Raw genomic sequence first — 14100 nt, 5'->3', positions numbered from 1 at the left:
AACGGTGAGGACAGGGCCTGATATCTGCCCGAGGCCATATCAGGCGGTCCGCCCGTGATTTACAGCGTTACCCAGCCGCCGTTTTTTGCGCTTTCCATGCAGGCGTCCACCAGCTTCATGATCTGCACCCCGTCTGCAAAGGTTGCATAGGTCTGTTCGGTCTGGGAGAATGTCCCCCGTTCAATTGAAGTATAGAACTCCCGGATTCCATTTCTCAGCGCATCGCTCCATGCAACCGGATGTCCGCCCGGAAGGGTGGCATACCTTACCGCGTCCCCGGAAAGCGCTGCCGGTGATGACCGGATGATCTGCACTCCGTTTTCCCTGGTGCCGATGGACAGTACATCCGGGCTTTGCTGCTGCCATTCCATGGAACACCGTTCCCCGGAAACTTCCAGACGCAGGTCATTGAGATGACCGCCGCTTACCTGGGACAGGTTCAGGTTCCCCAGCGTCCCATCCTCAAACCTTACCAGGATGAACGCCGCGTCCTCTGACGTGACAGGGACCAGTTCATACCCATCTTCCTCCACGCTGGCAAATGTCTCTACCTGCCTGTCAGGCTTCTTCCTAAAGGGGTGCACGGTCATAAGCTCCGCCCGCACCGCCGTGATTTTCTTACCCAAGGCATACTGGGCCGTGTCGAACCAATGGCTTCCGATATCGGCCACGGTCCTGGAGTTTCCGCCCATGTCAGACGTAAGCCTCCAGTTATAATCCGTATCAAGCATCATCCAGTCCTGGGTATACTGTCCTGTCACATGGAAGATACGTCCAACGGAACCATTGTTCACCCGTTCCTTCATCTCCTGGACAATGGCATTGTTCCTGTAATTAAAGTTCACGCCTGCGGCCACATGGTTCTTTTCGGCAACCGCCACAAGCTCCTGGCCCTGTTCCACCGTGATTGCCAGGGGTTTCTCACAGTATATGTGGATTCCCTTCTCCATCACATATTTATTAATTTCGTAGTGCAGGCCGTTGGGCGTGCAGTTATGTACCACATCCGGATGGATTTCGTCTATCATCTGTCTGTAATCCGTGTAAATGCGCCCTACCCCTAATTCCGCCGCCTTTGCTTTAAGCGCTTCCTCATTGGAGTCCACCAGGGCCGCCACTTCATTGCCCGGTATCCTGCGGACCGCCTCCACATGCTGCTGTCCGGTGAATCCGGTTGCAATTACCGCTACTTTCCGTTTATCCATATTGATTTCCTTTCCCTATTACTTAGGAATTTACGCAATGCCGTACTAATTACGCCATCTTCGCCTTACTCATCCTGTCTGCCAGTTTTGTGGACATCACATCAAGGATAATTGCAAGAAGGATCATCACGCCTTTTGCTACCAGCTGCCAGTTTGAATCCACTCCCAGCAGGTTCAGGCCGTTGTTGATGACGCCTACAATCATACATCCGAAGATAGTCCCCACCACGTTGGCGCTTCCGCCTGAAAGAGGGGTTCCGCCGATGACAACAGCGGCAATGGCGTCCAATTCCGTGTTCTGTCCTGCCGCTACCTGGGCAGAGGCGGAACGTGCCGTCAGCACAGTGGCTGCAATGGCGATATATACCCCCATTACGGCGTACACGCCCCAGCGCACCCTTGCGATATTAATGCCGGAAAGCCTTGCCGCCTCCGGGTTTCCTCCCATTGCCAGCGCATAGCGGCCGAACTTAGTCTTATTCAGGATGAATACCATGATGAATACCATTCCCAGCATGATATATACCGGAATGGGGATTCCCAGCCAGTAGCCCTGTCCGATTACAATGAACTCCTGAGGCAGGTTGGAAACCGGAACCATTTTCGTCACCAGATAGGTGGCGCCTTTGAATGCGGACATGGTCGCCAGGGTCACGATGAACGGAGGCAGGTCAAATGCAGTGATGATTGTGGCACTGATCGTGCCGCAGGCAACGCCTGCCACGCAGGCCCCCAGCACAGCCACCGGAATCGGAACGCCCGCCACCAGGAATTTTCCAAGGATTACGCCTACCAGACCTACCATACAGCCAACCGCCAGGTCGATGTGGCCGGAGCTTAAAAGCAGCGTATAGCCGGCTGATAAAATAACGCTGTATGCCACCTGACGGATCAGGTTCCTCAAGTTGCCTCCGCTGGTGAAGATTCCGTTTGTGCCAATTGCCATCAATATAAACAGGATGATCAGAATGACCAGCGCCTTATTATCCATTACGAATTTCCCGATGGGGGTATCCAGCAAAGTGTCTTTTTTCTTTGTCTTATCCATTTTTCCAATCCTTTCTCCGTATATAATTAAGCCTGGGATGCTCCGAATGCATGGGTTATCAGGCTTTCCTGGGTCGCCTCCGCCCGGTCGCATTCACAGACCACCCGTCCGTGGCGGATTACCAGGATCCGGTCGCTCATCCCCAGGATTTCCGGAAGCTCCGAGGAAATCATGATGATGGCCATGCCTTTTCCTGCCAGCGTGCTGAGAAGCTTATGGATTTCCGACTTGGAACCCACATCGATGCCCCTGGTAGGCTCATCCACGATCAGTACCTTAGGCTCTGTCAACAGCCATCTGCCAATCAGGACCTTCTGCTGGTTGCCGCCGGAGAGCTGGCTGATCAGCTGTTTTTCAGAGGAACATTTGACCGCCATCATATCCCGGTTTTCCTCAAACACTTCCCGTTCCTTTTTGCTGTCAATCACACCCATTTTATTGCAAAGCCTGCCCAGCACCGCAATGGTGGTGTTAGCCTTGACGGAAAGGGCATATATGGATCCCGACCGCATACGGTCTTCCGTCAGCATGGCCAGGCCGTTGTCCAGGGCGTCCTTTGGATTCCTTATACGCACCTGTCTTCCGTCTATAAAGACCTCGCCGGAATCCTTTGGGTCGCTGCCGAACACGGCGCGCATGATTTCTGACCGCCCGGCTCCCACCAGACCGCTGATTCCCAGGATTTCCCCCCTGCGGACAGAGAAATTAATGTCCTTAAACACACCGATACGGTTAAAGTTCTTCACTTCCAGGACAACATCGCCAATCTCTGCCGTCTGCTTCGGGAACAGGTTGGTGATATCGCGTCCCGCAATCATATTGACCAGTTCAGGCTGCGTGATGTCCGTACAGTCCCTGGTAGCTATGTACTGACCGTCCCGGTATACGGATACACGGTCGCATATGTCGAATATTTCTTCCAGTTTATGGGATATGAAAATAATGGATACGCCCTTTCTGGATAAATCCGCTACAATCCGGTAAAGCGTCTTAACCTCGTCATCCGCCAAAGCCGAAGTGGGTTCATCCATGATAATCACATCTGCGCCATAGGAGGTTGCACGGATCAGCTCTACCATCTGCATCTGCGCCACCGACAGATTCTTCACCAGGGCCTTGATATCCAGCTTGATATCCAGTTGTTTCAACAGTTCTTCCGTCTTTTCATACCTGGCCTTTTTGTGGATCATGCCCGCCTTCATGAACTGGTTTTCCCGGCCCAGCCAGATATTCTCCGTTACATCCATGGTGGGGATCAGGCTTATCTCCTGGTGAATCATTGCAATTCCGGAATGCAGCGCATCCAGGGGACTGGTAAAATTCACCTTTTTCCCTTTATAAGTCACCGTGCCCTCCTCCGGGGTGTAGATTCCCAGGAGAACCTTCATAAGAGTAGACTTTCCGGCTCCATTTTCGCCAATGACCGCATGCACCTCCCCTTTCCGAAGCTCCAGGTCCACTTTATCCAGTGCCCTGACGCCGGGAAACAGCTTGGTGATTCCTTCCATTTTTAAAATTATCTCTTGACTCATATATCTACCTCATCTCAAGCGCCGATTATCAGTAAAGAAAGGGCGGGCTGTAACCGCCCTCTTGACATCCTTAATTCATATTCATGTATTCGTCAATGTTTTCGCTGGTCAGTACCACCAGGCCGTCCTCGCCTGCCGTGGCAAAAGAATCCGTAAATGTACCGTCAATCGCGCCTATGCAGATATCCAGGCGTACGCCCTCAATCTTTTCCTGGTCCGCCAGGACAGTCATTGTCTGGTTGCCAAGCTTAATCTGTTCACGTCCGATTTTTGTCCCGTCAACGCCCATTGTAAGGAAACCGCTCTTGCCCTGTGCGATAAGCGCATTGCACACCCCAAGGGTCATATCATCGGATGCAGTGGAAACAGCGTTCATCTCCGGATATCTCATGAGCCAGTCTTCCGTGATGTTAGTGGCCTTGTCCGTGCTCCAGTCCGCGTACTGGGAATCCAGGACCTTCACACGGTCTGGCATTTCCTCTGCCAGCTCCAGCACATCCTGATTCCTCTTAAGCTGCTCTGTCTGGGATGCAATTCCATAAATCAGGCCGAAGTTAAGGACCGTATCCGGGTTCTCATCCAGATAATTAAGGATGAACTTCTTTTTCATCTCCTTAATGGAATCCTCATCCATGCCGCGGAAGGAAATATCCACGCTTTCATCTTCCGTGCCGCGCTCTCCCATGGTTATGATGCCGGCTGCCTTTGCTGCCTGGAATGCCGGGATTGCGCCGCTGGTGTCAACTTCACTTATAATAAGGATGTCCGGGTTCTGTACAATCAGAGATTCCACATCGGCAAGCTGCTTATCCTGGCTGGCCTGCGCGTCGGTGGTAATGATCTCAATGGCAACATCGGGATGTTCCGCCATATAGGCGTCCGCCTCAGCCTGAAACGCAATCATGCTCCGTTTATTATTTTCATCCAGGTTTGAAAATGATTTTGCTATCTTATAAACCTTCTTCCCATCATCCGCAGCCTGTTCCCCGCTGGCAGTGCTGCTCTTGCCTGTTGTACCGGCAACCGCGTTTCCTTTGTCTCCTCCGCACCCTGCAAGGGATACCACCATTGCTGCTGTCAATAACATTGCTGCTGCTTTCTTCATTACTAAATCCTCCTCATAATTATATAAGTTTTATAACAGCCTTGCCGCCAACCATGTGATTGCGGTTTGTTTCATTCGTTTCATCGCTGTTTCTGAAATAATCATAATCCTTTCAGGAAAACTTGTCAACGCTTTTGTACTTTTTTGTGATTATGCATAATTTAACATTTTTTTATTGTGCAATATGCACATTTTATTCCCGCTGAAAATATTTTTCACTGAAATATATTGATTTTTTTCAGAAAACCGATTATAGTTGAACTAGAAACATAAATAATATTGTTTTTTTCTGAAAATCATTTGGAATTGGAGCAGTGCCATGAATACGAATTTAGATATGAATAAGAAAGTCAAAGTATCAGAAATAGCTGCTGTGGCAGGGGTTTCGCCTGCTACGGTATCACGGGTGATTAATCAGAGGGAAATCGTCAAGGGGGAGACTTATGAAAAAGTCATCCAGGCCATGAAACAGCTGGGATGCAGCATCAACGAATCCCCCATCCCCCAGCCCGCCTCCACAGGCCTTATCCTCATTAATATCCCTTCCCTTAACAACCCCTTTTACGGCGCCATCATAAAGGGGGCGCGTGCGTCGATTTCACGCCATGGTTATTCCATGTTGATTAATGAAGGCCATATTAACCCAGGCACCATTGACCTGCTTGTGAAAACACTCAAGCAGAACAAGGTAATCGGCCTGATTACCATGAACTGTATTGAAACGTCATTGATTAAGAAATTGTCGGATACCACCTGCGTGGTACAGTGCTGCGAATACAATGAGGATACTGACCTTCCATATGTCAGCATAAACGATATCGCTTCCGCCAAGATGGCGGTGGAACATCTGCTGGCCCAGGGAAAGAAGCGGATAGCCTTCATCAACGGCCCCTTCCGGTATAAATACGCCAAGCACCGTCTGCAGGGATATATGCAGGCGTTGGAAGAAGCCGGGGTCCCGGTGGACCAGGAATATATCGTACAGCTGCCTGAGATAGACTCCGACCTGGCCACCTCCGCCGCCCTGCAGTTACTTAACCTGAGCGAACCCCCGGATGCATTTTTCACCGTATCCGATGTTTACGGTGCGGCGGTCCTGCGCGCCTGTTACCTCTCCAAGCGCAGGGTGCCGGAACAGGTGGCCGTGGTGGGCTTTGATAATCTGGAAATATCAAAAAGCCTGGTCCCCGCCCTGAGCACGGTCAACCAGCCCAAGTCGCAGCTGGGATTCATGGCCGCTGAAACACTTTTTGAGAAAATCACCAATCCCGCCATACCCAACAAAAAAATATTGCTGGATACCGAACTCATTGTACGCGAGTCCTCATCCCTGTAAAACAAACGAAAGGATTACTTATATTATGGAACACATGCTCCGCGAACCAGCGAAAGATTCAAATGAAATCACAAGGGAATATTTTGATGAAATACTTGTAGAAATGCGCCACATCGATGCGGTTACCCCCGATACCACCTTAAACCTCTATGGGAAGACATTTTCCACCCCCATAATGATGGCCGCGCTCTCCCATCTGAAAGGCATGGACGGCAAAGGGGACGGGATGGTTGAAATGGCCCAGGGCGCCAGGATGGCAGGAACCGTCAACTGGGCCGGGATGGGGACGGAGGAACAGTTTTCCGCCATTGCCGCCACCGGCGCCCCCACCATCCGGATCATCAAGCCTTACGAGGACGAATCCCTTGTGTTAAGGAAAATAGCGCAGGCCGAAGAGCTGGGCGCCCTGGCGGTGGGGATGGACCTTGACCATGCATTTAACGCCAGGGGCAGGGCTGACAATGTCCTTGGACACCCCATGCGGCCCAGGACCTTAAAGGAGATTGAAAGTTACTGCCGCAGGACAAAGCTTCCCTTTATCCTCAAAGGGATACTCAGCGCGGCGGACGCAGGAAAATGCCTGGAGGCAGGAGCCGGGGGGATTGTAGTCTCCCACCACCACGGAATCATCCCCACAGCGGCTGCACCCCTTATGGTCCTTCCTGAGATTGCAGACGTAATCAACAAGAGGATCCCCATCTTTGTTGACTGCGGCATCATGAATGGAGCCGACGCCTTCAAGGCCCTGGCCCTTGGCGCCACAGCCGTCAGCGTGGGCCGACCTGTGATGAAGGCCATATCAAAAAGCGGCGCCCAGGGCGCCGCTGATACCATCGCTGAAATTACTGCGGAACTGGCCGGGATGATGGCCAGGACCTGTTCCCCTGATGTGGGGCATATTGACCCGTCCCTGCTTTGGAGGCGGGGAGGCGGGAAGCTTACTTCCCTTTAATCCGCCCCATTCATCCCCATGAACACCTTCTCAGCCGTAATGGGCAGTTCCCTGACCCTCACGCCCACTGCATTATACACCGCATTGGCAATGGCAGGTGACGGCGTATTGATTACGATTTCCCCAATGGACTTAGCTCCGTAAGGGCCGGTAGGTTCATAGCTGCACTCAAATTCCACCTGCACGTTTCCCACGTCCTGGCGGCTGGGCACCTTGTACTGCATGAAGGAATTCTCGTACACCCGGCCTGTATCGGAATACGTCACATCCTCGTACAGGGCCATGCCGATTCCCTGGGCCAGGCCGCCCTCGGTCTGCACCCTTGCCAGATTGATGTTAAGGGGCGTGCCGCAGTCCACTGCTGCAACAAACCGCAGCAATTCCACATTTCCTGTCTCTGTATCCACTTCCACCTCCGCGGCTCCCGCCATGAAGGGAGGAGGTGATACAGGCGAGGAATGGGACTCCGTTGCCTGAAGCGCATCCTCGTTGCTGCACATGACACGGTTGCCGATGTCCTTAATGGTAATCTCTTTCCTGCTCCCATCTTCCTCGCAGGTAAGCCGGTACACCCGCTTGCCGTCAAATTCCAGCTCATCCTCACTGCACTCCAGATATTTGGCAGCCTTATGCAGAATTTTCTTCTTTAAAGTCTCACACGTCTTTACCACCGCCATACCGGTCAGGTACGCCGTACTGGAAGCATACGAACCGGAATCATATGGTGAGATATCCGTATCCGTCCCGTATACCACAATATCATCCAGCTCACAGCCAAGGCATTCTGCCGCAACCTGCGCCAGGGTTGTATCGCAGCCCGTCCCCATATCCGAAGCGCCGATCATCAGGCTGTAAAACCCGTCATCATTCACTTTCATGCAGACGCTGGCCACATCCACGCCTGAGATAGCGGATCCCTGCATGGCCATTGCAAGGCCAACACCCCGCACCTTTGAACCGCTTACCTGCTTCCTGGGGTATTTTTCATCCCAGCCGATCATTTCCTTTACCCTTGCCACGCAGCGGTCCAGGGCGCAGCTGTTCGCCGGCTCGCCGTAATAGGCAGGCATGATGTCGCCTTCCTTTACCATGTTAAGCTCCCGCATTTTCACCGGGTCCATCCCTATCTCAGCCGCCAGTTCACTGATAGCGGATTCCACGGCGAAAATACCCTGGGTAGCCCCATATCCCCTGTATGCCCCAGCTGACATGCGGTTGGTATAGACCACGTCATATCCGAACCGGAACGCCTTTGGGGTGCGGTACAGCGGGATGGACTTGTGTCCGGAAAGCCCCACGGTCGTAGGGCCATGTTCGCCGTAAGCTCCCGTATTGGACAATGTATACACGTCCATGGCCTGCAGGATCCCACTGCCGTCACACCCAATCTTCACCCGCACCTCCATCTCATGGCGGGGAGAAGAGGCAATCTGGGATTCATAACGGCTGTATATGATCTTTGCCGGCTTTCCTGTCTTCATTGTGACAATAGCCGGATAAACCTCTGCCACCACGGTCTGCTTGGCGCCAAAGCCGCCCCCGATCCTGGGCTTGATGACCCTGATCCTGGACTTAGGCACATCCAGCGCATGGGCAAGTATCCTCCTTGTGTGGAACGGAACCTGGGTGGACGCCACGATGTTCAGCCTTCCATATACATCCATGTAGGTGTAGGCGCGGAATGTCTCCATCATGGCCTGCTGGTTGGCCTTGGTGTGATAAACCCGCTCAATCACATGGCTGCATACGGCAAAAGCCGCGTCCAGGTCCCCATGGGCCTCGGTTCCGGAAGCACACAGGTTGCGGAGGTTGTCCGCGCCCACGCTGCAAAGGCTCTGCCAGCTTTCCTCCGGGTGCACCAGGATATGGCCGTCCTTGGCATCGTGCATATCAAGCACCGGCTCCAGCACCTGGTATTTAACACGTATCAGGCGCATGGCATGGTCCACTGCCGCCTCATCCACGCCAGCCACAATGGCAACCGCGTCCCCCACGAACCGGAGACGCTGGTCCAGGATCAGCCTGTCATAAGGGCTTGGCTCAGGATATGTCTGCCCCGCCATGGTAAACCGCTTCTGCGGCACGTCTTTATATGTAAGGATGCACTCAATGCCAGGGGTTTTAGCCGCCACCGCACAATCTATCTCTGTAATCAGTGCATGGGCGTAAGGGCTTCTGAGCACCTTCACGATCAGGCAGTCCTTCAACGCCAGGTCATCCGTATATACGGGTTTTCCGGTTACCAGCGCCTTGGCGTCCTTTTTCACAACCGGAGCGCCGACAATGCGGAAATTCCTCTTCTGATTATGCTCCATCACCGTGCACCTCCTTCCTTGTCCGCGGCCGGGGATGTGTCCGCAGCTGCGGATGTGTCCGCGGCTGTGGATGTGTCCGCGGCTACGGATGTTTCCACGCCTTCAGGCACGTCTGCCCCCAAGGTATCCTTCCTGCCCAGATATTTCTTCACAGCCCGCAGCTGGGACATATATCCGCTGCAGCGGCACAGATTGCCTGACAGGTATTCCTTAATGTCCTCCTCGTCCGGATGGTCCAGCTCACGCTCCATGGCCAGCACATTCATGATGAATCCAGGACTGCAGAATCCGCACTGTTCCCCGCCCTCCGCGGCCAGGAACATGCCGAACTCTTCCGCTTCTTTCTGAAGGCCTTCCAGCGTTGTCACATGACGCCCGTCCACGCGCACGGCCAGGGTGGAACATGAAAGCACGGGCTTTCCGTCCAGCCACACCGTGCACAGTCCGCAATTTGCCGTCTCACAGCCGCGCTTAACGCTGTAGCATCCCAGTTCCCTAAGAAGGTCCAAAAGGATAACATCCGGCTCCACATCGGCCTGCACGTTCTTTCCATTTAATCGAAACTGTATATTCATCCTCTGTTCACACTCCTTCCCGTGAGACGTTCCATCAGGCGGCGGGTATAGACGGCTGTCAGCTGACGGCGGTATCCGCTGCTCCCCCTGGTGTTGGTTCCATAGGAAAATGAATCAGCCGCTTCACGTGCCATCTCTGCCAGGCTGTCAAATCCATCATCGGTAATCTTCACCACCTGGGCCCTGGATGGCCTGGCCCCCACCGACACATACCAGACATTGCCCCCGCGGGACACGCAGCATGCAATCACCGGAAAATCCGTCTTCGTATTCCTCTGGGTGGCATAGGCGGCCTTGCGCCCGTCCTTCTTTATTATAATGCGTACCAGGATGTCCCTGTCATCCCGGCGCACAGGTCTTTTTGCAAATTCAGCCAAAGGCATGATGCCTCCATGGTAGAGTTCCACATAGGTATCCAGGGCCATCATGCAGGTCAGGATGTCAGAGAAACCGAAGCGGGCGAATATACTTCCTCCCACGGTTGCACAGTTACGCATCTGCACACCCACGATATGGCGGGTACATTCCTTGAAAATGCCGCCAAAGTACTGGTTCAGCCCCTGGTGGATCTCCAACTGGCGAAGGGTGCACATACACCCAATCCTGAATTCATCCCCCGTCTCCTCAATCTTGTCCAGCCCCAGGCCCGACAGGTCCACAATGGTACGTTTTGTGACGCCGGTCATCTTCAGCCAGACATTGCCGCCCACCACCAGGCTGCTGCGCTTCTGGCACAGTTCATAGGCTTCCGCCAGACTGTCCACTTTTACATAATCTTCCGCTCGAAACACGCATGTTCTCCTTTCTTATCATGTGCACCTGGACAGCCGTAGGATGGATGCCTGGGTGCGGTATTTTCCAGTTAAGTTAAAACGTCGTAAGTTGAATCCGTTTAAAGCCGGACTCCTTTGGTATCATTCACGTAATATTAATGCACTGTAGGGCGTGTTTGAAAATTGCTTTCCGTCAGCTGTGCGTCCCACTTTGCGGGACGTGCGGATGGCGGGAATGAATTTTCAAACATGCCCTAATGTCACAATCCTCTAAAATCAAAACAAACAGGGAGATTATAGCATGAAATCCCCCTGTTTTCTACAAATAGCGTTATTCTTTTGCAAGATATACCCTTGGTGAAATTGAATACCTTGAAACCATGTCCTTAATCCCGGCGCTCAATCCCATCACCTTTCCCGAGGTTCCATATTTCGTGTATGTCATGCTATATACCACATGCTTCATATCACCTGTTCATATAAATATCAAACAGCTGTCTGGCAATCGGCGCGGCAACCCTGCCGCCGCTGCCCCCTTCTTCCACCAGGACCGTAACCACCAGCCTTGGGGACTCCGCCGGTGCAAACCCGGTAAACCATGCATGGGTTTCCTTTCCAGTTTCAAATTCAGCCGAGCCTGTCTTGGCCGCCACCGTATATGTATCGGTGCGGACGGCTGACCCGGTTCCCTCTGTCACCACCGCGCGCATCAATTCAGTCAGTCCCGCCGCCTCCCCGGCCGTCATCAGGCTGCCGTAGGACGCAGGCATGAATTTCTTAATCTCCTCGCCGCCAGCCGTCTCAACCGAGTCCAGGAAATACGGCTTCATCAAGGTTCCGCCATTGGCAATGGCCGCTGTTATCATGGCATTGTGCATGGGCGTAATCTGCGTGGTTCCCTGTCCAATGGATGTCTGGAGTATTTCCCAGGTGTCTGCACCCGGTTCCATATTAAAGGAACCCTGCTTATAGGGCAGGCCCGCTATGGGGAGCGGGGAGTTAAACAGCAGGTCTTTGGCCGTATTCCTGAACCCGCCCAGGTTCAGTCCCAGTCCCAGACTGGAAAATGCCCCATTGCAGGAATTGGCAAAGGCCAGGGTGAAATCCTGATGCCCATGGGCCGTGCTGTGATAGCATTTTATCCTGTAATCCCCGTTTTCGTATACGCCGCTGCAATCAAACTGGTAATCCCGGTAATCTCCCGGATGTTCCCTCATATATTCCAGGGCAGTCACGATCTTGAAGGTGGATCCCGGCGGATAGAGGCCCTGGGTGGCCCGGTTTAACAGCTGGCCTTCCCCATTGTCCTCACCGGTCAGCCGGTCCCAGTCCTGAAGCAGGGTATTGGGGTCATAGCCAGGCTTGGACACCATGGCCAGCACCTTTCCAGTGTCCGGCTCCATGGCAATGACCACGCCTTTCCGGTCCCCCAGGGCGGCATACGCCGCCTGTTGGAGTTCTGCATCCAGGGTGGTATAGACATTATCCCCCGGGTTCTTCCGCCCTGACAGCTCATTGCCCACCTGTTCCAACAGGTTCACATGGGAGGTCAGCAGGTAGAAATTGGCCAATGCCTCGATTCCCGTCTTGCCCTTGGCGGAATATCCCACCGCGTGGTCAAACACACTGCCGTAATAATAGACCCGCGTCTCATTGCCTTCTACATCCACCTGTGTCTCAGCCAGGACCGTTCCGTCCCCCGCCATGATTTTTCCTCTTACAATCCGGTCGGAAAAACTGTCCAGACGCGCATTATAGGAATTGTTGATTACATCCTCGCTTCTCACCTGAAGGAAATATCCCATGTACACAGCCAGCCCCAGGAACAGGGCCACGATCAGGTACGTAATACCCAGGATGCCGTTATTGGCCTTTGGATTCGGAGCCGCTTTCTTTGACGTGTTCTTTTTATCAGACACCATCCAGTTCCTCCTCGTCATTTCTCTTTAATATATACAGCCCCTGTATGATTCCAAAAAGGATGAATGTGCTGAGTATGGAGCTTCCCCCATAACTCACAAAGGGCAGTGTCACGCCGGTGGATGGTATGAACTTGGTCACGCCCCCCACGGTCAGGAACACCTGGCTGATATACTCAATGCCAAGGCCAAATGCAATAAGCTTATAGAACACAGCCTGCATACTGGCCGCAATCATCATGAACTGGATAAAACACCCCAGACAGATAAGAAGGACACAGATGGCAAAAATCCCGCCCATTTCCTCTGAGACTGCGGAGAAGATGAAATCCTTCTCCACCACGGGAATCTTGCCCGGCATACCCTGGCAAAGCCCCATCCCGAACCATCCTCCGGTTCCGATTGCAAACAGGGACTGGGTAATCTGATATCCCTTGTTGTCAATGTCAGCCCAGGGATTACTCCAGGCCGAAACCCTGCGGCGCACATGGTCAAACAGCTGGTAAGCCCCCACTGCGGCCCCTGTCCCTAAAAGCGTTCCCATACCCAGGTAAAACCAGTTGCTGGTAGCCACAAAAAGCATGAGCAGATACGTGATAAAGAAAATCAAAGCCCCGCCCAGATCCTTGGAAAGCACCATGATCAGCACATGGACAGCCGCCACTGCCGTTGCAGCCACCACGGTCCGGAAGTCCGTGGACTGATAGAACATGGACGCCGTGAAAAATACGAAGGTAAGCTTGACAAACTCAGAGGGCTGTATGGAAATCCCGCCTACGGTCAGGGACAGCTGTGCGCCGAAGCTTTCATTTCCGGCAGCATACACGATGAAGAGGACCAGAATCCCCAGTCCCGCGTACAGCCACTGAAGCTTATAAAGCTGCCACACCCGTTCCATGATATAAGGTATGACCCAGGCCAGGCACGCGGAAACCACCACGATGATGTACTGGCGGACCGCCTTATCCAGCCCCTTGTCCAGGGACAGTCTGGTAAGCATGATGAACCCGACGCACAACAGCATACATGTATTGTTGACCAGAAGCCTGGATACATTTCTGTACAGGAAGCGGTAAAGGTAGATATAACATAGGAAAAATACCACCTGGGCCGCATAAAATGCAATCAGCATCAGCTTTACGCCCTCGTTCCCTGTCTTCAGGTACATGACCACATAAGCCAGGAAGTGGATGGCGAACATGGCCCGGTTCTGTCCTCCGCACACCCGCTGCTTCCGGCCCACATCCTTCAGGGAAAAGTACCGGAAGTTGGCATAGGTATAGACTGCCATCAGCAGGATCATCAGGTATTTTGAAACTTCAACAATAAGATTGGTCATA

The 14100-nt window shown here is 53.0% G+C and carries 11 protein-coding genes and 1 pseudogene; 2 read left to right on the top strand and 10 right to left on the bottom strand.

The genetic code is table 11. From position 1 onward, the window contains the following. Positions 1-59: 59 nt before the first annotated feature. From LK536_RS55215 to LK536_RS55200, 4 genes are all read right to left on the bottom strand, one after another. Entirely contained in the window at positions 60-1205 is a 1146-nt protein-coding gene (locus LK536_RS55215) for a Gfo/Idh/MocA family protein (protein WP_227796627.1), read from the bottom strand. 49 nt (positions 1206-1254) lie between these two features. Beyond that, the gene (locus LK536_RS55210; RefSeq protein WP_008719250.1) at positions 1255-2253 is read right to left on the bottom strand and encodes an ABC transporter permease; all 999 of its coding nucleotides are present in this window, start codon (positions 2251-2253) and stop codon (positions 1255-1257) included. A 26-nt stretch (positions 2254-2279) separates the two neighbouring features. Continuing rightward, positions 2280-3785: a sugar ABC transporter ATP-binding protein gene (locus tag LK536_RS55205; protein ID WP_008719252.1), complete on the bottom strand. Its 1506-nt coding sequence runs from the start codon at positions 3783-3785 to the stop codon at positions 2280-2282. Between the two features lie 70 nt (positions 3786-3855). Next, on the bottom strand, positions 3856-4890 hold the full coding sequence (locus LK536_RS55200; protein WP_008719253.1) for a sugar ABC transporter substrate-binding protein: 1035 nt from the start codon (positions 4888-4890) through the stop codon (positions 3856-3858). 319 nt (positions 4891-5209) lie between these two features. On the opposite strand from LK536_RS55200, the gene LK536_RS55195 reads away from it, so the two are divergent. Then, positions 5210-6226 carry a LacI family DNA-binding transcriptional regulator gene (locus LK536_RS55195; protein ID WP_008719257.1) on the top strand — a complete coding sequence of 339 codons (1017 nt, stop codon included), beginning with the start codon at positions 5210-5212 and terminating at the stop codon, positions 6224-6226. 25 nt (positions 6227-6251) lie between these two features. Then, positions 6252-7178 carry an alpha-hydroxy acid oxidase gene (locus LK536_RS55190; RefSeq protein ID WP_008719259.1) on the top strand — a complete coding sequence of 309 codons (927 nt, stop codon included), beginning with the start codon at positions 6252-6254 and terminating at the stop codon, positions 7176-7178. Here LK536_RS55190 and LK536_RS55185 read toward each other — a convergent pair. The 6 genes and pseudogenes from LK536_RS55185 to LK536_RS55160 form a co-directional block, all read right to left on the bottom strand. Beyond that, positions 7175-9493 carry a xanthine dehydrogenase family protein molybdopterin-binding subunit gene (locus tag LK536_RS55185; protein WP_227796626.1) on the bottom strand — a complete coding sequence of 773 codons (2319 nt, stop codon included), beginning with the start codon at positions 9491-9493 and terminating at the stop codon, positions 7175-7177. The genes LK536_RS55190 and LK536_RS55185 overlap by 4 nt on opposite strands. A 131-nt stretch (positions 9494-9624) precedes the next feature. Continuing rightward, positions 9625-10068 (bottom strand): annotated as a pseudogene (locus LK536_RS55180) ((2Fe-2S)-binding protein); the annotation flags it as partial. Continuing rightward, entirely contained in the window at positions 10065-10859 is a 795-nt protein-coding gene (locus tag LK536_RS55175; protein WP_008719264.1) for an FAD binding domain-containing protein, read from the bottom strand. The gene LK536_RS55175 and the pseudogene LK536_RS55180, both read right to left, overlap by 4 nt. A 137-nt stretch (positions 10860-10996) precedes the next feature. Beyond that, a complete protein-coding gene (locus LK536_RS55170; protein WP_353511658.1) occupies positions 10997-11092 on the bottom strand; it encodes a DUF6783 domain-containing protein in 96 nt (31 codons plus the stop codon). 216 nt (positions 11093-11308) lie between these two features. Further along, on the bottom strand, positions 11309-12763 hold the full coding sequence (locus LK536_RS55165) for a peptidoglycan D,D-transpeptidase FtsI family protein (protein WP_227796625.1): 1455 nt from the start codon (positions 12761-12763) through the stop codon (positions 11309-11311). Next, positions 12753-14099: an FtsW/RodA/SpoVE family cell cycle protein gene (locus LK536_RS55160; protein WP_227796624.1), complete on the bottom strand. Its 1347-nt coding sequence runs from the start codon at positions 14097-14099 to the stop codon at positions 12753-12755. Before LK536_RS55160 ends, LK536_RS55165 begins: the two co-directional genes overlap by 11 nt. Position 14100: the final 1 nt, after the last annotated feature.

The sequence above is a fragment of the Clostridium pacaense genome (assembly GCF_020709765.2).
GTDB classification, from domain to species: Bacteria; Bacillota; Clostridia; order Lachnospirales; family Lachnospiraceae; genus Enterocloster; species Enterocloster hominis.
Note: the sequence above shows the minus strand (reverse complement) of the source record. Positions and strands in the feature narration are given on the sequence as shown.